The following is a 21,284-nucleotide window of genomic DNA, read 5'->3' as shown; positions in this document are numbered from 1 at the left end:
AACCGTCCCTGCACCGATGTCGGCCCATCTTAGCCGCATGCCGCCTGCGTGGCCGAGGCTCCACTACACTACGCGGATGTCGCCAGATACCCCCACCCCGCATGCCCGCCCCTCCCTGCAGCGCCTGTTCCTGACCGGCCTGCTGACCCTGCTGCCGATCTGGCTGACCTGGGTCGTGGTCAAGTTCGTGTTCGTGCTGCTGTCGGGCATCAGCAGCCCGTGGGTGGTGCCGCTGTCCGGGCGCATCGCCGCCTCGTTCCCGCAGGCGCTGGGCTGGATCAAGGCGCTGTGGGTGCAGAACACCATCGCGCTGATCGCCACGCTGGCGGTGATCCTGCTGGTGGGCGTGCTCAGCCGGCGCGTGGTCGGGCAGCGGCTGCTGCGCTGGTTCGAGGCGATCATGCGCCGCATCCCGCTGGCCAGCGTGGTCTACGACAGCGCGCGCAAGCTGCTGGACATCCTGCAGACCCAGCCGGGCAGCACCCAGCGCGTGGTGCTGATCGACTTCCCGCATCGCGACATGAAGTCGGTGGGCCTGGTGACGCGGGTGATCAAGGAACAGGGCAGCGGCCGCGAACTGGCCGCGGTGTACGTGCCCACCACGCCCAACCCCACCTCCGGCTACCTGGAGATCGTGCCGGTGGAGCTGCTGACCCCGACCGACTGGACCGTGGACCAGGCGATGAGCTTCATCATCTCCGGCGGCGCGGTGGCGCCGGAGAGCGTGCCGTTCACCCGCACCATGGACCGCTGACGGCATGCGCGACGGCACGCTCGACGACCGCGCCGTTCGCCTGTTCATCGCCCTGGCGGCGTTCTTCTGCGTCAACGCCGCGCTGGCCGAGTTCATCGGGGTCAAGATCTTCGCGCTGGAGGACACGCTCGGCATCGCGCCGCTGAACTGGAACCTGTTCGGCCAGACCGGCTCGCTGAACTTCACCGCCGGCACCCTGCTGTGGCCGCTGGTGTTCATCCTCACCGACACCATCAACGAATTCTTCGGCCGACGCGGCGTGCGCTTCATCTCCTGGCTGGCGGTGGCGCTGATCGGCTACGGCTTCGCCTTCGCCTTCGCCGCGATCGCGCTGGCGCCGGCGGGTTTCTGGGTGGGCGCGGCGCAGGCGCAGGGCGTGCCCGACTACCAGGCCGCGTTCGCCGCGGTGTTCGGCCAGGGGCTGTGGACCATCGCCGGGTCGCTGGTGGCGTTCCTGGTCGGGCAGCTGATCGACGTGACCGTATTCCACCGCATCCGCAACGCTACCGGCGAGAAGCACGTGTGGCTGCGCGCCACCGGTTCCACCGCGGTGTCGCAGCTGGTGGACAGCTTCGTGGTGATCTACATCGCCTTCGTGCTCGGGCCGCAGCACTGGTCGATCCCGCTGTTCCTGGCGGTGAGCACGCTCAACTACGTATGCAAGATGCTGCTGGCGGTGCTGCTGATCCCGCTGCTGTACCTGATGCGCCGCTGGATCGCCGGCTACCTGGGCGCGCAGCGCGCGCAGCGGCTGCGCGAGGAAGCGGCGGCCGACTAGGGCCTGTTAATGCGATCGGGACAGGCCACGCTGTCATGTCCGGCGTCCAGGCGGCCGTGCGTGGCGCCGCGGCAGGCTGGCGCCTGTCCAAGCCGCGCGCGGCCGCCTGGGTGCCGGACATGGCAACCCGCAGGGCCGCGCTTGGGCGCGCACGGGGCGGCGTCATCGCTCGGTCGCTTATCGGCATAAGTTCCCTCCCTCTTCCTTGCCCCGCACGCGCCCAAGCACGGCGTGGCCTGTCCCGATCGCGTCAACAGGCCCTAGCGCCTGCATAAACATTGCGCTCGCTCCGGCGCCGCCATGGGTGGCCGGATGCCGGCGGATCGGGCAAGCTCCCCGGTCTACGTGTGCTGGAGTCGCCGATGCTGTCCCGTCCTTTGTCCCGCCTGTTGTCGCTCGCCATCGCCTCGGCGCTGTTGCTGTCCGTGCCGCCGCCGGCCGATGCGGCCAAGAAGAAGGCCAAGCGCCCGGTCGCGACGCAGACCGGCGCCAAGAGCAAGCCCAAGCCGCGCGCGGTGGCCGCGCCGGTGAAGCAGGACAAGGCGGCGCAGTTGAACCGCCTCTACGACGAGTACTGGGACGCCTCGCTGCGGCTGAACCCGCTGCAGGCCACCTTCCAGGGCGACAGCCGCTACAACGACCAGCTGCCCAACTTCCTGTCGGCCGCGTTCCGCCAGCAGTCGCACGATTTCACCGTGCAATGGCTGGGCAAGGCCGAGGCGATCGGCAAGGACGGGCTCAGCGGGCAGGACCTGCTGAGCTACGAGATCTTCGTGCGCGACGCGCGCAGCGCGCTGGAAGCGGAGCAGTACCCGAGCTGGATGCAGCCGGTGAACCAGTTCTACAACGTCGGCAGCATCATGGTGATGCTCGGCTCGGGCACCGGCGCGCAGCCGTTCCGCACGGTCAAGGACTACGACAACTGGTCGCGCCGCTCGCTCGGCATCCCGGACCTGTTCGACCAGGCCATCGCCAACATGCGCGAGGGCATGAAGGCCGGCGTAGTGCAGCCGCGCGCGCTGATGGAGAAGGTGTTGCCGCAGCTGGACGCGATCATCAAGCCCAGCGCGGAGGAGAGCCTGTTCTGGGGCCCGATCCGCAACCTGCCGGCGGACATGCCCGAGGCCGAGAAGCAGCGCATCACCGCCGAATACAAGCGCATGATCGAGTACCGGATCCTGCCGGCGTACCGGCGCCTGCGCGGCTTCATCGCCACCGAATACCTGCCGGCCACGCGCAGCACCGCCGGCATCGGCGCGCTGCCCGGCGGCGAGGCGTGGTACGCGTACAACGTGCGCCAGAGCACCACCACCGAGCTGACCCCGGCGCAGATCCACCAGATCGGCCTGGATGAGGTGGCGCGCATCCACGGCCAGATCCAGGCGGTGATGAAGCAGGTGAAGTTCCGCGGCTCGATGCAGAAATTCTTCAAGTTCGTGCAGAACGACAAGCGCTTCACCTTCAAGAGCGAGGACGAACTGCTGGCCTACTACCGCGGGCTGGAGTCGAAGGTCGACGCGGCGGTGCCGAAGATGTTCACGCTCAAACCGAAGGCGGCGTTCGAGATCCGCCCGGTGGAGCCGTACCGCGCGCAGTCGGCGGCCGGCGGCTCGTACATGCGCCCCAGCGAGGACGGCTCGCGGCCGGGCATCTTCTACGTCAACACCTACGACCTGCCGACCCGCAAGACCTGGGACGCGGAGGACCTGTACCTGCACGAGGCGATCCCCGGCCATCATTTCCAGCTCGGCCTGCAGCAGGAACTGACCAACCTGCCCAAGTTCCGCCGCTTCGGCGGCGAGACCGCGTACATCGAGGGCTGGGGCCTGTACACCGAATCGCTGGGCAAGGACCTGGGCCTGTATCAGGACCCGTACAGCTACTTCGGCTACCTGCAGAACGAGCTGTGGCGCGCGATCCGCCTGGTGGTGGACACCGGCCTGCACAGCAAGGGCTGGACCCGCGAGCAGGTGATCGACTACATGCTGCAGAACTCCGCCAGCAGCCGCACCGACGCCGAGGCCGAGGCCGAGCGCTACATGGCCATTCCCGGCCAGGCGCTGGCCTACAAGATCGGCGAGATGAAGATCATCCAGCTGCGCGACTACGCGCGCGCGCAGCTCGGCGACAAGTTCGACATCCGCGAATTCCACGCCGAGGTGCTCAAGGACGGCTCGGTGCCGCTGGACGTGCTGCAGGAGAAGATCGAGCGCTGGGTGGCGGCCAAGAAGGGCTGAGCGGGCCGGCACGGCCACCCCACGCTGCGGCGTGGCCGCGTGCGCGGCTGCGATTCACCCAGCAGAGGCATCGCCGAGGCGGCAGGAGCCGAGGCCGGCGCCCGCCTGCAGCCGCACATCGCCGGGCAGCCGGCCATGCCCCTGTAGGAGGGACTTCAGTCCCGACAAAGGCCGTGATGAAGCGCCGCGGCTGACTGTCTGCTGCAACCTCGGCTTGACGCTCTCCTGTACGCCACGCGCATCCAGCCAGCAGCCACCGGCTCCATCGCAGGGACTTCAGTCCCGCCGCGGTCCGCTCGGCGCCGCCGGCGACAGCCGCTGCGCCAGCTGCGCGATGTCGCCCGGCGTGGTGCGGCAGCAGCCGCCGATCAGGCGCGCGCCGGAGGCGCGCCAGGCATCGAGATGCTCGGCCAGCGTGCCGGTCGCAGCGGCGCCGCAGACCCAGGCCTTGCCCTGCGCGTCGAAGCGCTCGCCGGAGTTCGGATACGCCACCAGCGGCTTGGCGGTCAGCGTGGACAGGTGCCGCAGCGCCGCCGTGGCGAGCGGCGGCGCGACGCAGTTGACGCCGATCGCCACCACCTGCCGGTCGCCGTCGAGCAGCGCCGCCACCTCGCGCAACGGCGTGCCGTCGCTCAGGTGCGCCGCGTCGCGCAAGGTAAACGAGAACCACGCCGATGCGCCGGGAAACTCGCCCAGCAGCGCCTGCAACGCGCGTATCTCGGGCGCCGACGGCAGCGTCTCGCAGGCCAGCAGGTCGACGCCGGCCTGCACCAGCGCGGCGATGCGCGGGCGGTGGAAGTCCATCATCCGCGCATGCGGCAACGCATAGTCGCCGCGGTATTCGGCACCGTCGGCCAGGTAGGCGCCATACGGCCCCACCGAGCCGGCCACCAGCAGCGGCCCGGCGTGAGGATGCGCCTGGCGATACTCCCGGCGCGCGTCCAGCGCCAGCTGCGCGCTGCGCGCGATCAGCTGCCGCGCCTGCGCCGGATCCAGCCCGCGCGCGGCCAGGCCGGGCGGCGTGGCCTGGTAGCTGGCGGTGATCGCGCACTGCGCGCCGGCGCGGAAGTAGTCCAGGTGCACCTGGCCGATCAGTTCGGGCCGCTCCAGCAGCACCTTCGCCGACCACAGCGGATCGTCCAGATCGCAGCCGCGCGCCTGCAGCTCGGTCGCCAGCGCACCGTCGAGCACGATGCAGCGCTCGCCAGCGAGCAACGCGGCCAGCGGATTGTCCGGCATGTTCGCTCCATGGCCGACGGTGTGTGCGCGACATTGTGTCAGGCGTGGCGGATATCCGGCGCGCATGCCCCCGATATGCCCCTGCGCGCCGGGCCCGACGCGAAGTGCTGCGTTATGCTCTGCACATGGCTCGTCTTCTCCCTTCCGTACCGGACCGGCGCATGGCCTTGATGGCATTGACCCCGATGCTGCGCTGCGCCGATCTCGATGCGGCACTGGCGTTCTACACCGGCACGCTGGACTTCCGCATCGAAGGCGGTAGCGCGCAGACCGGCTGGACGTCCTTGAGGCACGGCGCGTTGGCCTTGATGCTGGCCGCACGGCAGGCACCGGGCGCCGGTGCGGTCTCCGGCTTCCCAGGTTCGCTGTATTTCCATACCGACGACGTAGATGCCTGGTGGCAGCGGCTGCGGCAGCGCGCGCGCATCGCCTACCCCATCGAGGACTTCGCGTACGGCATGCGTGAGTTCGCGATCCACGATGCGGACGGCCACTTGCTGCAGTTCGGCCAGGCGGTGTGCCGATGAGCCTGACCCTGAGCGGCATGCACCACGTGGCGATCATCGCGTCGGATTACGCGCGGTCGAAGGATTTCTACTGCCGCATCCTCGGCTTGCGCGTGGTCGCCGAAGCGTACCGCGAGGCGCGCGACTCGTGGAAGCTGGACCTGGCCCTGCCCGACGACACGCAGATCGAACTGTTCTCGTTCCCCGCGCCGCCGCCGCGGCCCAGCCGGCCGGAGGCCTGCGGGCTGCGCCACCTGGCGATGCGCGTGGACGACCTGGATGCCGCCGTGGCCCACCTGCAGGCGCACGGCGTGGTCACCGAACCGATCCGGGTGGACGAATACACCGACCGCCGCTTCACCTTCTTCGCCGACCCCGACGATCTGCCGCTGGAACTGTACGAGCAGCCGGCGTCGCCGACGGTGCTCTAGGGCGTCATCCGCCACCGGGCAGTCGCCCGCGCTGCGCCCGCACGCAACACGGAAGGCGAGGAAGCCGGCAGCAGCCGCGCCGAGCGATGGCGTGGCCTGCGCGCGCGGGCGCGGCCGTTCGGGGTTGCCGCGCCGGCGCCGGCTGAACCGCGCGCCGGCGGCGATTCCCAGCACCATACGCTTGGGTATACAGTCGCCCCACGCCGGCACCGCGCCGGTGGTCCTTCGACATCCCTGGGAGGGGAATCCATGCGCACTACCTTCAAAGCCCTGATGCTGGCCCTGCCGCTGGCCGCCGCCGCGTTCCTCGCCCAGGCGGCCGACACGCCGGTCGGCCGCTGGCAGACCATCGACGACGAGACCGGCAAGCCCAAGTCGATCGTGCAGATCGAGCAGGCCGCCAACGGCACCCTGAGCGGCAAGGTGGTCGAGATCCTGCAATCGGACAAGGGCCCCAATCCGTTGTGCGACAAGTGCAGCGGCGCGCTCAAGAACAAGCCGATCAAGGGCATGACCATCCTGTGGGGGCTGAAGCCGGACGGCCAGCAGTGGTCCGGCGGCAGCGTGCTCGACCCGGCCAAGGGCAAGACCTACAAGGCCAAGGTCACCCTGATCGACGGCGGCAAGAAGCTGGAGATGCGCGGCTACGTCGGCATCGAGGCGCTGGGCCGCACGCAGACGTGGGCGAGGGAGTAGGGCCGGGACTCGGGACTCGGGACTCGGGACTCGGGACTCGGGACTCGGGACTCGGGACTCGGGACTCGGGACGGCAGGATGATGTCCCGGGGTAAATCGATGTCAAGCGATTTGATGCAAAAAGGGCCGCTTTTTTTTCAGAAAAAGCGGCCTTTTTATGCGGCTCCGGCGCAACCGCTTTTCTGTAGGAGGGGCTTCAGCCCCGACGCCCTACCGGTAGAGCGTCGGGGCTGAAGCCCCTCCTACAGAAAAGCGCAAATGCAGCGAACTTGCGAAAATCCCGAGTCCCGAGTCCCGAGTCCCGAGTCCCGAGTCCCGAGTCCCGAGTCCCGAGTCCCGGCTTCACGACTAATGCGATAATCGCGATCCCCCTGCATCGCCGTTCGCCATGACCCGCACCGCTCTCGTCACCACCGCCCTGCCCTACGCCAATGGCCCGCTGCACCTGGGCCATCTGGTCGGCTACATCCAGGCCGACATCTGGGTGCGCGCGCGGCGGCTGCGCGGCGACAGGACCTGGTTCGTCTGCGCCGACGACACCCACGGCACGCCGATCATGCTCGCCGCGGAGAAGGCCGGGGTCACCCCGGAGAACTTCATCGCCAACGTCCAGGCCAGCCACGAGCGCGACTTCGCCGCGTTCGGGGTGACCTTCGACCACTACGACTCGACCAACTCGCCGGGCAATCGTGAACTCACCGAGGCCTTCTACGCACGGCTCGATGCGGCCGGGCACATCTCGCGGCGCTCGGTGGCGCAGTTCTACGATCCGGCCAAGGGCATGTTCCTGCCCGATCGCTACATCAAGGGCATCTGCCCCAACTGCGGCAGCGCCGACCAGTACGGCGACAACTGCGAGGTCTGCGGCGCCACCTACGCGCCGACCGAGCTGAAGGAGCCCAAGTCGGTGATCTCCGGCGCCACGCCGGAACTGCGCGACTCGGAGCACTTCTTCTTCGAGGTGAGCCATTTCGACGACTTCCTGCGCCAATGGCTAGCCGGCGACGTGGCGCTGCCGGGGGTCAAGGCCAAGCTCAAGGAATGGCTGGACGCCGAAGGCGGCCTGCGCGCGTGGGACATCTCGCGCGACGCGCCCTACTTCGGCTTCCAGATCCCGGGCCAGCCGGGCAAGTACTTCTACGTGTGGCTGGATGCGCCGATCGGCTATCTGTCCAGCTTCAAGGCGCTGTGCGCGCAGATCGGCGAGGACTTCGAGTCGCACTTGGCCGCCGGCACCGCCACCGAGCTGCACCACTTCCTCGGCAAGGACATCGTCAACTTCCACGGCCTGTTCTGGCCGGCGGTGCTGCACGGCACCGGCCACCGCGCGCCGACCCGGCTGCACGTCAACGGCTACCTGATGGTCGATGGCGCCAAGATGTCCAAGTCGCGCGGCACCTTCGTGATGGCGCGTACCTACCTGGACGTAGGCCTGGAGCCGGAAGCGCTGCGCTACTACTTCGCGGCCAAGTCCTCCGGCGGCGTCGACGACCTGGACCTGAACCTTGGCGACTTCGTCGCGCGGGTCAACGCCGACCTGGTCGGCAAGTTCGTCAACCTGGCCAGCCGCTGCGCCGGCTTCATCGACAAGCGCTTCGGCGGCCGCCTGGCCGACGCGCTGCCGGACCCGGCGCAGTACGCGCGCTTCGTCGCCGCGCTGGCGCCGGTCCGCGAAGCCTACGAGCGCAACGACGCGGCCAGCGCGATCCGCCAGACCATGGCGCTGGCCGACGAGGCCAACAAGTACATCGACGAGCACAAGCCGTGGGTGATCGCCAAGCAGGACGGCGCCGACGCGCTGCTGCAGGCGGTGTGCACGCAGGGGCTCAACCTGTTCCGAGTGCTGGCCGGCGCGCTGAAGCCGGTGCTGCCGCGCACCAGCGCCGAGGCCGAGGCCTTCCTGTCGGCGCCGCTGACCGCGTGGGAGGACCTGGACGCGCCGCTGCTGGCGCACGTCATCCAGCCCTACGCTCCCCTGTTCACCCGAATCGACCCCAAGCTGATCGACGCCATGACCGAAGCCTCCAAGGACACCCTCGCCGCCGCGCCCGCCGTTCAGGCCCCGGCAGCGAAACCCGCAGCCGCCGCCGTTACGAGTCCCGAGTCCCGGGTCCCGAGTCCCGCCTTCGTCGGCATCGACGACTTCGCCAAGCTGGACCTGCGCATCGGCAAGGTGCTGGCCTGCGCGTTCGTCGAAGGCTCGGACAAGCTGCTGCGCTTCGAGCTGGACGCCGGCGAGCTGGGCAAGCGGCAGATCTTCTCCGGCATCCGCGCCAGCTACGGCGAGCCGGAGACGCTGGTCGGCCGCAACGTGGTGTTCATCGCCAACCTGGCGCCGCGCAAGATGCGCTTCGGCATCAGCGAAGGCATGATCCTGTCGGCCGGCTTCGATGGCGGCGCGCTGGCGCTGCTGGATGCCGACAGCGGCGCGCAGCCGGGGATGCCGGTGCGTTGAGGGCCGGCATTGGGGAAGAAGCGGGATTGGGGATTCGTTGAAGCGATCCCCGTTACCGATGCGCTCCATGCCCCGTCCTTGCCGATCCCGAATCCCGAATGTCCAATCCCGGCTCCCTGGCCCTGTTCGACTTCGACCACACCGTCACCACCGGCGACAGCTATTCGGGCTTCCTGCGCCGCGTCGCCACGCCGCAGCAGTTGGCGCGCGCGAAGTGGTCGGTGGGGCCGTGGCTGGCCGGCTATCGGCTGGGCCTGGTGTCGGCGCAGGCGATCCGGCGGCGGGCCACGCGCATGGTGTTCGCCGGGCGCGCGGCCGACGAGATCGCCGCGCAGGCCGAGGCCTACGCGCGCCAGGCGCTGCCGGGGCTGCTGCGGCCGGAGATGATGCAGCGCATCGCCTGGCACCAGGCGCAGGGCCATCGCGTGGTGCTGGTGTCCGGATCGCTGGACCTGTACCTGCGGCCCTGGTGCGAGCAGCACGGGCTGGCGCTGATCTGCAACCGCCTGGAGGCCCGCGACGGCGTTCTGACCGGACGCTACGCCGATGGCGACTGCGGCCCGCACAAGGCGCGGCTGGTCCGCGCGCGCTACGATGTGGCCGCCTGCCCGCGCGTCTACGCCTACGGCGACAGCCGCGAGGACCGGCCGATGCTGGCGCTGGCCCACGAGCGCTGGTACGCCGGGCGCCGCATCGCCTGACCCTCGTCCTGCAGCGCGCCGCACCGGGTGCGCCGAATCGATCATGACTTCCGTCCAACACCCCCTGCTCGAACGCCTGGATCGCCTGTTGCCGCAGACCCAATGCGGCCAGTGCGGCTTCGACGGCTGCCGTCCCTACGCCGAGGCGATGGCGCGCGGCGCGGCGCAGGTGGACCGCTGCCCGCCCGGCGGCGACGCCGGCGCGCGCGCGCTGGCGCGCGTGCTCGGCACCGCGCCGCTGCCCTACGACCGCAGCCGCGGCACGCACAAGCCGGCGCAGGTGGCGTGGGTGATCGAAGCGGACTGCATCGGCTGCACCAAGTGCATCCAGGCCTGCCCGGTGGACGCCATCGTCGGCGGCGCCAAGCACATGCACACGGTGCTGGCGCCGCTGTGCACCGGCTGCGAACTGTGCGTCCCGGCCTGCCCGGTGGACTGCATCGAACTGCGCTGAGCGAGGGCTACGCGCGCATACGGCGGCAGGCGAAGCGGGCGCATCCGTTCGGCGCACCGCTGGCGAAGGCGCCGCCCGCTGCAAGAAAAACGGTCCTCAGCAACTTCGCATCACGACTTCTGTAGGAGGGGCTTCAGCCCCGACGCCTTACCGGTAGAGCGTCGGGGCTGAAGCCCCTCCTACAGAAAAGCACAAATGCGGCGAACTTGCGAAAATCCCGAGTCCCGAGTCCCGAGTCCCGGCTCCTCCTCACACCGCCGCAGTCACCACGATCTCGATCTTCCACTCCGGATTGGCCAGCTTGGCCTGCACGGTGGCGCGCGCCGGGGTGCTGCCCGGGCATACCCATTCTTCCCACACCTTGTTCATCTCGGCGAACTCGGCCAAGTCGGTCATGTAGATCTCCGCGCGCAGCACCTTGCTCTTGTCGCTGGCGGCGCGGCCGAGCAGCTCGTCGATCGCGGCGAGCACCTGGCGGGTCTGCCCGGCGATGTCGGCACTGGTGTCGTCGGCGATCTGTCCGGCCAGGTAGGCCACGCCGTTGTGCACGGTCATTTCCGACATGCGCGGACCGGTATCGAAGCGCTGGATCATGAGGCGGTGTCCTGGTTTGGGAAGTCGCCGCCATTGTCGCGCGATTGCCCACCGCGTGCAGGCGCCGGGCGCCACAGCCGGTAGGCGACCAGCAGCAGCCACGCCACGATCAGCGCGATCGCCGCTTTCTGGGTCAGCCCGCGCGGCGGCGCGCGCCACAGCACATGCACCCACAGTGCGATGAACGACAGCGCCGCCAACGCCATCGCCGCCGTCGCGCTGCCGCGCCAACGCGGCTGCGCGCGCAGCCATGCGCTCTGCAGCAGCATCGCGGTGGTGACGCACAGGAACGCGGTCTGCGCCGACAGCGCATGCACCAGCGGCGCCAGCAACGGCGCGTGCGCCGGCAGGTAGCTGTCGCCGATCGCCACCACGCACAGGCCCGCCGCCGCGGCCACGAACAACAGCGGCGGCGCCGCGCTGCGTGCCGCCGCGGCGGCCTGCACGTACAGCCCCGCCGCGAGCGCGACGATGCCCGCCGCCAACAGCACGTACGCGCAACGCAGCCACAGTCCGCCGCGACCGTGCAGGTACAGGCTGAGCGTGGCGCGTTGCCAGTCCAGGTCGGCGCGCAGCCAGTGCAGCGCCAGCGCCACGCCGGCGAACGCCAGGCTGGCCGCCAGACTGGCGGCGCCGGCGGCGCGCGCTGCGCGCAAGGCGGCGTGCGGCGCGGAAATTTCAGCGGTGCGCAGCGAGGGCGACAGCATGCGGGGGACCTCCGCTTCCATGGGGTTGGGCCGGCGCCGACCGACGCTGCGCCGGCGCCCGATTCCACTATGATGCGCTTCGCCGGCGACGCCGGTACAGCCAAGGCGACGACCATCCCGATGACCCGGCTATTGTTCCGCCCCGCCGATGGCCGCTGCGCCGCCGCGTCCTCCTCGCGCGCACCGCGCCTCCGGCACGGCGCAGCCGCCGTCGTCGGCGCGCTCCGATCCTCCAGCCAGCTTCCCCTGCAATGACCGACGCCGCACCCTCCCCGTCCCCGTCCGCTCCCGGCTGGCGCCGCGCGCTGCCGGTTCTCGTCAGCCTGCTGATCCTGGCGCTGGCGCTGCGCGCGCTGGCCACCGAATTCAGCACCCACGGCTACTCGGCGATCCGGCATGCGTTCAACCAGCTCGGTGTCGGCCAGATCGCGCTGACCCTGCTGCTGGGCTTGAGCAGCTACGCCTGCCTGATCGGTTTCGATGCGATCGGCCTGCGCCGCAGCGGGCGCACGCTGCATCCGGCGCGCATCAGCATCACCGCGTTCCTGGCCCACGCGGTGGGCCAGACCCTGGGCTTCGCTGCGCTCACCGGCGGCGCGGTGCGCCTGCGTGGCTATGGCCGGGTCGGGCTGAGCCTGGCCGAGATCGGCCAGGTGGTGCTGATGAGCACGCTGGGCTTCGTGTTCGGCGCCTGGCTGCTGCTGGCGCTGGCGCTGGCGCTGGAACCGGCGTCGGCGGCATTAGCGCTGCCGCTCGCCGCGCCCGGCGTGCGGGCCCTGGGCATCGCGCTGCTGGCGGGCTTCGCGGCGATGCTGGCGCTGGCCGGTCGCGAAGGACGCACCGTGCGCTGGCGCGGCCACGCGCTGTGGCTGCCGGACCGGCGCACCGCGCTGGGCGTGACCGCGCTCAGCGTGATCGAACTGGGCCTGGCCAGCGCCGCGTTCTACGTGCTGCTGCCGAACGAATCGGGCATCGAGTTCGTCGGCTTCGTCGGCCTGTACCTGGTCGCGGTGGTGGCCGGGCTGGTGTCGACGGTGCCGGCCGGGCTGGGCGTGTTCGAGTGGAGCCTGCTCAAGCTGCTGCCCGGCGTGGCGCCGGCCGCGGTGCTGGCGGCGGCGCTGATCTACCGCGTCACCTACTACGTGGTGCCGCTGCTGCTGTCCACGCTGATGGCCGCGGCATCGGGCCTGCGCCGGCCGCTGCTGGCCGGCGCAGGCGGCGTGCGCGTGGCCTGGGGCACGCTGCGTCCGTGGCTGCCGCAGATCATCGCGGTGGCGGTGTTCGCGGTCGGCGCGGCGCTGGTGATCGACGGCACCCTGCCCACGCCGAAGCGGCGCCTGGGCATGGCGCCGCTGTCGATCGTGGAAACCTCGCACCTGCTCGCCAGCCTCGGCGGCGTGGTGCTGCTGCTGATCGGCCAGGGCCTGCAGCGGCGCAGCCACGCGGCCTGGATGCTGGCGATCGGCATCTGCGTGCTGCTGCCGCTGCCGGCGTGGCTGCGCGGCGGGCACGCGCTGGTGGCGCTGTCCTCGCTGGTGGTGGCGGCCGGCCTGTGGGGCGCGCGCCGCGAGTTCTACCGCCAGGGCGCGCTGCTCGACGAGGCGTGGTCGTGGCCGTGGCTGCGCAACCTGGGCCTGGTGCTGATCGCCACGGTGTGGCTGCTGTTCTTCGTCTACAGCCACGTCGAGTACCAGAACGAGCTGTGGTGGCAGTTCGCCACCTCGGCCAATGCACCGCGCGCGCTGCGCGCGGTGCTGCTGGTCAGCGTGGCGGTGGTGGTGTTCGGGCTGGCGCGGTTGCTGCACAGCACCCGCTCGCCGCTGGCGCCGGCCAGCGCGGGCGAGCTGGACGCGCTGGCGCCGGTGCTGGCCGCGGCCGCCGACACCCAGGCCTGCCTGGTGCTGACCGGGGACAAGGCGCTGCTGCGCGACGACGGCGGGCACGGCTTCGTGATGATGCAGCGCTACGGCGGCTCGCTGGTGGCGATGGGCGATCCGGTGGGCGCGCCGGACACCGCGCGCGCGCTGATCTGGCGCTTCCGCGAGGAAGCCGACCGCATGGGCCTGCGCCCGGTGTTCTACCAGGTCGGCGAACAGTACTGGCAGACCTACCTCGACCTGGGCCTGACCCTGGTCAAGCTGGGCGAGGAGGCACTGGTGTCGCTGGAGGGCTTCCACCTGGAGGGCCGCGAGCGCGCCGACCTGCGCCAGGCCTGGAACCGTGGCAAGCGCGGCGGGCTGAGCTTCCGCATCGTGCCGACCGAGCAGATCGACGCGCTGATGCCGGCGCTGGCCGACGTGTCGCAGCAATGGCTGGAAGAAAAATCCGGCGACGAGAAGGGCTTCTCGCTGGGCAGCTTCGACCCGGCCTACCTGCGCCGCTTCCCGATCGCGGTGGTCGAGGCCGAGGGCAGGATCGTGGCCTTCGCCAATCTGTGGCAGGCGCCGGCCGGCCGCGAGCTGTCGGTGGACCTGATGCGGCACACCGCCGACGCGCCGAAGGGCACGATGGATTTCCTGTTCATCGAACTGTTCCTGTGGGGCCGCGACCAGGGCTACCAGCGCTTCTCGCTGGGCATGGCGCCGCTGTCGGGACTGGCGCAGCACCGCCTGGCCGGACGCTGGAACCGCTTCGGCAACCTGATCGTGCGCCACGGCGAGCGCTTCTACGGCTTCAGCGGCCTGCGCCGGTTCAAGTCCAAGTTCGCCCCGGTCTGGCGCACCCGCTACCTGGCCGCGCCCGGCGGCATGCACCTGCCGGCGGCGCTGCTGGACGTGACCCGGTTGATTTCGCTGGATCCCAGGAAGCCGGAGTGAAGCCGGGACCGGGGACCGGGGACCCGGGGCCCGGAAAGCAACTGCAAAAGCTTGGGGCCTTACCGACATAGGTTCTTCCGGTCCCTGGTCCCCGGTCCCCGGTCCCGGCCTTCAATCGCCCTTCGCCCCGATCCGCTGCAATATCTGCCTGGCCAACTCCCCGTAGTCGCCCTCGAAGTGGTGGTCGCCCGGCAGTTCGACCACCTGCGCGGCGCCGGCCGGCAGTTGCGGGCACAGCGCGTCGTCGTCGTCCTTGCCGTACAGGCACAGCGTCCGCGCGCCGGGCATCTTCGCCACTTCCGGCGCGATCGGCAGGCCGTCGTCGTCGGCGCTGATCCAGTTGGCGACATGGAACTCGTAGTCGGCGCGCTTGCCCACCGACAGCAGCGCGGTCATCTGCACCTGCGCGCGCATCGCCGGCGGCAGCTGGTTGTAGGCCGCCGGCAGCACGTCGGCGCCCTGCGAAAAGCCGATCAGCACCACGCGCCCGCGGCGCCACAGGCCGCTGTAGTGGCGATAGATGCGGTCCAGGTCGGCGGCGAAACCCTGCGGCGTGCGTTCGCTCCAGAAGTAGCGCAGCGAGTCCACGCCGACCACCGGAATCCCGGCCTTGGCCAGCGCGCCGGCCACCTGCTGGTCCAGGCCGGCCCAGCCGCCATCGCCGGAGACGAAGATCGCGAACACCGGCCCACGGGCATCGGCGCCGGCGGCGGCCGGCACTTCGACCACCGGCAGCCCGGCCAGGTCGGCCGGCGTCGGCGGCAGGCTGACCCCGGGCTGCGCCCCCAGCGACCGCGCCGCCGCGCGCAGGCCCGGCAACGGGTCGCCGGCGGCGCCACGGCGGAAACCGCGCGCCTGCGGCACCTGCCGCACGAACGCGTCGGCATCCGCGCTGCAGCGCGCGGACCGGTTCGCGGCGGCCGCAGCGAGCCACGGGATCGGCAGCGGCACCGGCCGCAACGCGCCGCCCAGCCCCGGGCCTGCGGCCGCGCGCGGCGGCGCTGCCGCGTCCGGCGGCGGCGCCGCAGGCGCCAGGCCGGCGCCGCAGATCTGGTCGTCGAGCCGCTGTTGCGGGCAGAAATCCTCGGTCAGCAGCCCGGCGAGCACCTGCCTGGGCGCCTGCGCGGCCACCGCATAGGCCAGCGCCGCGCCGTCGCCGTCGCCGGCAAGCAGCGGCAGGTGGTAGGTCGGCACGTGATAGTAGGCCTGCACGTAGCGCGAGAAATTCTCCACGTCGCCGGCGGAGAAACCGCAGCTGCCGTCGATGCCGGCGAGCACGCGCTGCAGGTGCGCGCTGTCGATCAGCGCGACCATCGCGCCGTCGCGGCGCAGCGCCTCCACCTGGCGCCGGCGCGCCGCGTCGCCGCCGCTGTCGCCGGCGAACCACAGCACCACCCGCTCGGCGTCGCCCTGCGGCAGCAGGACCGGTACCTGCTCGAAGCGGCCGTGGCTGAGTTTCTCGGCCGCGCCGGCATCGCTCGCGGCCGGCGCGGCCAGCGCCAGCGCCGGCAGCAGCAGCCATCCGCAGGCACATCCCCCGCTCCATCGTCCACGCGTTCGCATCGTCCGGCAATCCTGAAAAGGCGTGTAAAGATAAGCCCGAACCGGGAAAGCGCGAAGCGGCGCGGCCGCGGCGGTTCACCGCCGATGCACGGATCGGATGTCCGGCGTCGCCGTGCGGCGCGGCTGACGCTCAACGCGCGCCGTCGGCATCCGGATGGCGCAGCCGCCACGCCTCCAGCGCCGCGCGATAGCGCTCCACTTCCTCGTTGTAGAGATCGTAGATGCACAGCGGGCAGCCGCTGTTGCAGCAATCCCCGGGCGCAGGCGCCTGCGGCGGCTGCGGGCGCGGATCGTCGGGACGGGAGGCGGGATCGGACATCGTTCGTCGGGTCATGCCGCCGGTGGCGGTACCGGCACGGTCCGGCACCGCCGACGCGGCCAGTTCGGGATCATTGGATCGCGCGGCGCAGGTTGGCGCGCGCCGCGGCATCGTAGCGCGCATGGAACCAGTCGCTGAGGAAGATGCGCGGCTGCGCCAGCACCGTCTTCAGGAACGCGCGGCGCTTGCGCCGGTACAGCCAGGCCGGCACCACGCCGCGGTACTCCTCGGCGATGGCGCGGTCGTAGGCGTCGAACGCGGCCGGTTCGGCGCCGAGGATGGCCATGTCGCAATCCAGGAACAGCGCCGCCTGCGCATCCACCGCGTCCACGCCGAGCTGGCCGTGGCGCGCGGTCAGTTCGATCAGCGTCGCCACCCGCGCCGTATCGATGCCGGCATCGGGCCACCACTGCGCGATCGCGGCCTGCGCCAGCTGCGCCGAGCGCGCCTCGTTGTCGCCGCGTCCAGGCTGGTACACCGCGTCGTGGTACAGCACCGCCAGATAGGTTTCGCGCGGCTGCCGCCAGCCGAGGGCGGCGTCGACCTCGGCGTAGTGCGCCAGCACCGCCTGCACATGGCCGAAGTGATGGTAGGCGCGCGGCGGCGTGGCGTAGGCCGCCTGCAGCTGCGCCAGCTGCCCGGCCGGCAGTGCGAGCGGCGCGCCGGCGACTTGGCTCATGGCGCGGCCTGCAGCGGCCACGTGCCTTCGCGCAGATGGCGGCCCTGCCCCTGCAGGCTGCGGACCAGCACCAGCTCGCGCACCGTCCAGGCCACTTCCGGCGCCGCCTGCAACGGCAGCAGGCGTTCGTCGTAGGCCAGCGTCAGGTGCGGCACGTACGCGGCCTCGGCACGCGCGGCCACGCCATGGCGGCCCAGGGCCTGCAGCAAGGCCTGGCGCAGCCGGTGCAGTGCCTGCTGGCACTGCGCATCGCCGCGCAACACCAACGGCCGCGCGCGCGGATTGCCGCTGAAGCTGCCCACCTGGTCGAAGCGCAACTCGAACGGCTCGGCGCGCAGCGCCTGCGCCGCGGCGCGCGCCTGCGCCAGCAGCGCCGGCGGGATGCCGGCGTATTCGCCAAGGTAATGCAAGGTGACGTGCAGCCGCTCGCGCGGCAGCAGCCGGCCGCGCAATCCGTGTTCCTCGCGCAGGCGCGTGCAAACGGCGGCGGCGTGCTCGGCCGCGGCGGCATCGGGCAGCAGCGCGAAGAACAGGCTTTCGCGCGGCGCCGGCTCGGGCAAGCCCAGCGAAAACTGATCGCCTGCGGTGGAGTGGCTGATCATCGGAACGTGGCGCGTCATCGGCGCAGATGGGGAAAGACGATGCGATGGTAGCAAGCCGCGGCGTGCCTCGGCGCTGCCGCGCGTGCGAACGCAAAGGCCGGCGGGAGACGATCCCGCCGGCCTTTGCATGACCGCCGCTTTGCTGACGGGTCTGGGCGCTGTCGCGCCAGACCTGTGGCTCGCCTCAGCCGCGACAATCCGAAAATCGACAGCCGCGGACGAGGCGGCCGATCAGGCCGCGTTCTTCATCGCCAGCTTGCGGTTGCGCATCACGTCGTGGCAGGCGCGCACTTCCGGCAGCAGGCGCGTGGCCGCGTCGCGCGCCGCGACCGGCGTATCGGCATCGGCGATGGTCTCGTTGAACGCCTTCAGCAGGCGGTCTTCGGACTCTTCCAGCTCGGCGACGAAGCCGTACTTGGTGTCGCCCAGCGCGGCGCGGACCCGGCCGTACATCTGCTGCATGCTGCCCACCATGGTGCCGTGCTCCTCCGGCTTGCCGCCGACCGCCTGCACCACCGCGCCGAGGCTGCTGACGATGTCCGACTTGACCCCGGCGATGCGCAGGAACAGCGCCGACAGCTCGGCGTCGCCGACCTTCTGCGCGGCTTCTTCGTAGAACTGCTTGCCATCGCGGGAGATGGCGATGAGATCGTTGAGGCTGTGCTCGGTCTTGCTCTGAATGCTCATGTGAGACTCCTTTGCTGCGGTGGCCGGCGAGATCGCGCAACGGGCACGTGCGGGTCGTGTTCCCGGAGACTTCGCTCGGCCGATGATGAGGTGTTGCCTCGTTGCGTCCGGGGCAATCCTGGGCGCGCCGGCATAAAGTGCATGTGAGCCGGCGCGCGATCGTCCTCACGTCACGCTGTCGCGCATGAACACCCGTTCATCGCCATCGTCGCGACGTCGCGCACGTTGGAGGCGGTGAAATATTCGCCAGTGCCTCGGCCGCGTTGGTGCGCCAGCCTGCCGCAGCCTTATCCACAGCTTTGCCGCTGCGTCGTCCACACCCGCTGTGGATGAATGCGCGTCGCCTCCATGCCCGTTCGGCGACGGCCGACCTGGTGGCACCTGCCCGCGGCCGGCGTCGAGCCGCGAAGACCTCGGCGCAGCGCGCGCACCGGCACCGTGGCGTGCGCCTCCCGGCACAGCAGTGCAGGCAACGGACAGCGCCGCGCCCCAACGAGCGGCACAAGCCGACGTGCCCGAAAAGCGCCTATAGTCGGCGGCAGACCCATGGTGGGTCGTCGAGGTGCGCCATGTCCGCTTGGACCGCGTTCGCCCTGTATGCCGCGGCGGCCATCGCCCCGCCGCCGGCGCCGCCCACGCCCGAGCAGATCACCCAGGTGCCGCCGGCGCTGCACGCGCTGGTGCAGCAGCGGGTGATGCCGGTGGCATCGCGCGAGGGCCGGCTGAAGGCGCTGGTGCACCTGGCCTTCGACGACGACGGCCTGGCCCTGCAGTACGACCCGAAGGCGACCCACACCGTCGCCGAAAGCTACGCCACGCGCCGGGTCAACTGCCTGTCCTTCACCCTGCTGTTCGTCGCCCTCGCCCGCGACGCCGGACTGCAGGCGCACGTGCAGGAAGTGGGCCGGGTGCTGAGCTGGTACCAGGACGGCGATGCGCTGTACAACGCCGGCCACGTCAACGTCGGCGTCCGCGTCGACGGGCGCACCGGCAGCATCGACCTGGACAGCAGCATCCTGATGGACCGGCGCGGCCCGCGCGCCATCTCCGACCGGCGCGCGCTGGCGCACTACTACAACAACCGCGGCGCCGAGCTGATGGCCGCCGGCGACATGGACGCGGCCCAGCAGTACCTGGCGCTGGCGCTGCGGATGGATCCCGGCTTCGCCGGAGCGTGGAACAACCGCGGCGTGCTGGCGCTGCGCCGCGGCGACCTGCGCCAGGCGCGCTCGGACTACGAGGCGGCGCTGGCCGCCGATCCGTCGCATGCCTCCACGCTGTCCAACGCGATCGCGCTGTACCGGCGCCTGGGCGATGCGCCGCGCACCGCGGCGATGCTGGCGCGGCTGCAGCGGGTGCAGAAGACCGATCCGTTCCGCGACTACCTGCTCGGCGACGAGGCCGAACGGCGCGGCGACTACGCCACCGCGATCGGCCACTACCGGCGCGCGCTACGCCTGTACAACGGCGCGCACCCGCTGTACTTCGCGCTGGCGCGCGCGTATTTCCTCAGCGGCGACTACCGCCACGCCGATTTCGCCCTGCAGCAGGCGCTCACGCTCAGCGACGAGGGCACGCAGCCGCGCTACCAGGCCAAGCTGGCCGCGCTGCGGCGGCTGACGCACGCCGGGCCGCAGGCGTCTCGCTGACCCTCAACCGCATCCGCAACCGGCGGTGGCCAGGCGCTGCGCGCGGCGCGCGTCCCGGCGCGCCCACAGGTACACCAGCAGTCCGCCCACCGCGGCGGCCGCGCCGACATAGCCGGTGGAGGTCCAGCCCAGCCCGGCGCTGATCGCCAGCCCGCCCATCCACGGCCCCAGCGCGTTGGCGAAATTGAACGCGGCGTGGTTGGACGCGGCCGCCAGGGTCTGCGCCTCGCTGGCCACGTCCATCAACCGGGTCTGCAGCACCGGCGCCAGCGCGCCCATGGTGCCGACCGCGACCACCGCCGGCAGCACCGTCCACGGCGACAGCGCGGCCAGCGGGAACGCCAGCAGCACCAGCATCGACCACACCAGCACGATCGGCACCGCGCGGAACTGCAGGCGATCGAACAGCCAGCCGCCGGCGAGATTGCCGAGCAGGCCGCCAAGGCCGAACGCGCACATCGCGAACGGGATCCAGGATTCGGATACGCCGGTGACCTGGGTCAGGGTCGGCGCCAGATAGCTGAAGACGCAGAACATGCCGGCAAAGCCGATCGAGCCGATGCCCAGCGCCAGCCACACCTGCGGCCGGTTGAACGCGCGCAGCTCGCGCAGCGGCTGCTGCCGCGGTTCGTGCGGGTCGGCCGGCAGCAGCCGGAACACCAGCGCCACGGTCAGCAGTGCGATCAGCGCGACCAGGCCGTACGCATAGCGCCACTGCGCCACCTGCCCCATCCAGGTGGCCAGCGGGTTGCCGATCAGCACCGCCAGGTTCAGGCCGAGCAGCACCCGGCTGACCGCCGCGCCGCGCTGGTGCGGCGGGCTGATCGACGCGGCGACCAGCGTCGCCACGCCGAAGTACGCGCCGTGCGGCAGGCCGGCGATGAAGCGCACGATCAGCATGCTGTGGTAGTCCGGCGCCAGCGCGCTGGCCAGGTTGCCGACCGCATAGAAGCCCATCAGCGCCAGCAGCAGCGTGCGCCGCGGCCAGCGCGCGCCGACGATCGCCAGCAGCGGCGCGCCGACCACCACGCCCAGCGCATAGGCGCTGATCAGGTGGCCGACCTGCGGCTCGCTGATCGACAGCCCGCCGGCGATGTACGGCATCAGCCCCATCGTGGAGAACTCGCTGGTGCCGATCGCGAAGCCGCCCATCGCCAGCGCGAACAGGATCAGCACATAGCCGCGCCGCGACAGCGGCGGCGCAGGAGTGGCGGTAGGCATGGCAGGCCCCGGAGAAGTGAGGAGGCCGCCTATTATTGTGCATTGCAGCATGAAGGTGAAGCCGCGCGTGCGCAACGCCGCGTTGCAGCCCTCCGGGCGGTACGGGCACGGCGGAGCCTCGGACGCGACGGACATTGCCGGACCGCCTGCCGCGACCAGTCGCTGCTGCGTTCATCTGCGAATCGGTGGAGAAGCG

20 protein-coding genes are annotated in these 21,284 nt (G+C 71.0%); 11 read left to right on the top strand and 9 right to left on the bottom strand.

Annotated features, from left to right (window positions below; genetic code table 11):
* Positions 1 to 76 precede the first annotated feature (76 nt).
* From JR065_RS16825 to JR065_RS16815, 3 genes are all read left to right on the top strand, one after another.
* Positions 77 to 754, top strand: coding sequence for a DUF502 domain-containing protein (locus tag JR065_RS16825; RefSeq protein WP_206235461.1), 678 nt, complete (start codon positions 77 to 79; stop codon positions 752 to 754).
* 4 nt (positions 755 to 758) lie between these two features.
* Entirely contained in the window at positions 759 to 1,532 is a 774-nt protein-coding gene (locus tag JR065_RS16820) for a queuosine precursor transporter (protein ID WP_206235460.1), read from the top strand.
* A gap of 362 nt (positions 1,533 to 1,894) precedes the next feature.
* The gene (locus tag JR065_RS16815; RefSeq protein WP_206235458.1) at positions 1,895 to 3,769 is read left to right on the top strand and encodes a DUF885 domain-containing protein; all 1,875 of its coding nucleotides are present in this window, start codon (positions 1,895 to 1,897) and stop codon (positions 3,767 to 3,769) included.
* A 276-nt stretch (positions 3,770 to 4,045) separates the two neighbouring features.
* Here JR065_RS16815 and mmuM read toward each other — a convergent pair whose 3' ends face one another.
* Positions 4,046 to 5,008 carry a homocysteine S-methyltransferase gene (gene mmuM / locus JR065_RS16810; RefSeq protein WP_206235457.1) on the bottom strand — a complete coding sequence of 321 codons (963 nt, stop codon included), beginning with the start codon at positions 5,006 to 5,008 and terminating at the stop codon, positions 4,046 to 4,048.
* A gap of 161 nt (positions 5,009 to 5,169) precedes the next feature.
* On the opposite strand from mmuM, the gene JR065_RS16805 reads away from it, so the two are divergent.
* The 6 genes from JR065_RS16805 (at position 5,170) to rnfB (ending at position 10,251) form a co-directional block, all read left to right on the top strand.
* Positions 5,170 to 5,535, top strand: coding sequence for a VOC family protein (locus tag JR065_RS16805; RefSeq protein ID WP_206235456.1), 366 nt, complete (start codon positions 5,170 to 5,172; stop codon positions 5,533 to 5,535).
* A 2-nt stretch (positions 5,536 to 5,537) separates the two neighbouring features.
* Positions 5,538 to 5,945, top strand: coding sequence for a VOC family protein (locus JR065_RS16800; protein WP_429001880.1), 408 nt, complete (start codon positions 5,538 to 5,540; stop codon positions 5,943 to 5,945).
* A gap of 249 nt (positions 5,946 to 6,194) precedes the next feature.
* Complete coding sequence (locus tag JR065_RS16795; RefSeq protein ID WP_206235453.1) at positions 6,195 to 6,641, top strand: DUF2147 domain-containing protein; 447 nt, start codon at positions 6,195 to 6,197, stop codon at positions 6,639 to 6,641.
* 388 nt (positions 6,642 to 7,029) lie between these two features.
* Entirely contained in the window at positions 7,030 to 9,096 is a 2,067-nt protein-coding gene (metG, locus tag JR065_RS16790) for a methionine--tRNA ligase (RefSeq protein WP_206235452.1), read from the top strand.
* Positions 9,097 to 9,194: 98 nt separating this feature from the next.
* A complete protein-coding gene (locus JR065_RS16785; protein WP_206235451.1) occupies positions 9,195 to 9,797 on the top strand; it encodes an HAD family hydrolase in 603 nt (200 codons plus the stop codon).
* 43 nt (positions 9,798 to 9,840) lie between these two features.
* Complete coding sequence (gene rnfB, locus JR065_RS16780) at positions 9,841 to 10,251, top strand: Rnf electron transport complex subunit RnfB (protein WP_206235450.1); 411 nt, start codon at positions 9,841 to 9,843, stop codon at positions 10,249 to 10,251.
* A 249-nt stretch (positions 10,252 to 10,500) separates the two neighbouring features.
* Here the strand turns inward: rnfB and JR065_RS16775 are convergent, their stop codons facing one another.
* Both JR065_RS16775 and JR065_RS16770 read right to left on the bottom strand, forming a co-directional pair.
* Entirely contained in the window at positions 10,501 to 10,845 is a 345-nt protein-coding gene (locus tag JR065_RS16775) for a RidA family protein (RefSeq protein ID WP_206235449.1), read from the bottom strand.
* A complete protein-coding gene (locus JR065_RS16770; protein WP_206235448.1) occupies positions 10,842 to 11,552 on the bottom strand; it encodes a DUF998 domain-containing protein in 711 nt (236 codons plus the stop codon). The genes JR065_RS16775 and JR065_RS16770 overlap by 4 nt, the downstream gene beginning before the upstream one ends.
* Before the next feature lie 251 nt (positions 11,553 to 11,803).
* Between JR065_RS16770 and mprF the strand changes: the two genes are divergently transcribed.
* Positions 11,804 to 14,368 carry a bifunctional lysylphosphatidylglycerol flippase/synthetase MprF gene (gene mprF / locus JR065_RS16765; RefSeq protein ID WP_206235447.1) on the top strand — a complete coding sequence of 855 codons (2,565 nt, stop codon included), beginning with the start codon at positions 11,804 to 11,806 and terminating at the stop codon, positions 14,366 to 14,368.
* A 111-nt stretch (positions 14,369 to 14,479) separates the two neighbouring features.
* On the opposite strand, the gene JR065_RS16760 is transcribed toward mprF, so the two are convergent.
* The 5 genes from JR065_RS16760 to JR065_RS16740 form a co-directional block, all read right to left on the bottom strand.
* Positions 14,480 to 15,931, bottom strand: a complete 1,452-nt coding sequence (locus tag JR065_RS16760) for a virulence factor family protein (RefSeq protein WP_206235446.1) — start codon at positions 15,929 to 15,931, stop codon at positions 14,480 to 14,482.
* A gap of 130 nt (positions 15,932 to 16,061) precedes the next feature.
* Positions 16,062 to 16,250: an oxidoreductase-like domain-containing protein gene (locus JR065_RS16755; protein ID WP_206235445.1), complete on the bottom strand. Its 189-nt coding sequence runs from the start codon at positions 16,248 to 16,250 to the stop codon at positions 16,062 to 16,064.
* Positions 16,251 to 16,320: 70 nt separating this feature from the next.
* Entirely contained in the window at positions 16,321 to 16,929 is a 609-nt protein-coding gene (locus JR065_RS16750; protein WP_206235444.1) for an HD domain-containing protein, read from the bottom strand.
* Positions 16,926 to 17,549, bottom strand: a complete 624-nt coding sequence (gene thpR / locus JR065_RS16745; protein WP_206235443.1) for an RNA 2',3'-cyclic phosphodiesterase — start codon at positions 17,547 to 17,549, stop codon at positions 16,926 to 16,928. Before thpR ends, JR065_RS16750 begins: the two co-directional genes overlap by 4 nt.
* Positions 17,550 to 17,762: 213 nt before the next feature.
* Positions 17,763 to 18,218 (bottom strand): PA2169 family four-helix-bundle protein, encoded by a 456-nt coding sequence (locus JR065_RS16740; RefSeq protein ID WP_206235442.1) that lies wholly within the window; start codon positions 18,216 to 18,218, stop codon positions 17,763 to 17,765.
* 569 nt (positions 18,219 to 18,787) lie between these two features.
* On the opposite strand from JR065_RS16740, the gene JR065_RS16735 reads away from it, so the two are divergent.
* Entirely contained in the window at positions 18,788 to 19,867 is a 1,080-nt protein-coding gene (locus tag JR065_RS16735; protein ID WP_206235441.1) for a tetratricopeptide repeat protein, read from the top strand.
* Positions 19,868 to 19,870: 3 nt separating this feature from the next.
* Here JR065_RS16735 and JR065_RS16730 read toward each other — a convergent pair whose 3' ends face one another.
* Positions 19,871 to 21,088, bottom strand: coding sequence for an MFS transporter (locus tag JR065_RS16730; protein WP_206235440.1), 1,218 nt, complete (start codon positions 21,086 to 21,088; stop codon positions 19,871 to 19,873).
* Positions 21,089 to 21,284 lie beyond the last annotated feature (196 nt).

The sequence above is a fragment of the Xanthomonas sp. genome, from assembly GCF_017163755.1.
Lineage (GTDB): Bacteria > Pseudomonadota > Gammaproteobacteria > Xanthomonadales > Xanthomonadaceae > Xanthomonas_A.
Note: the sequence above shows the minus strand (reverse complement) of the source record. Positions and strands in the feature narration are given on the sequence as shown.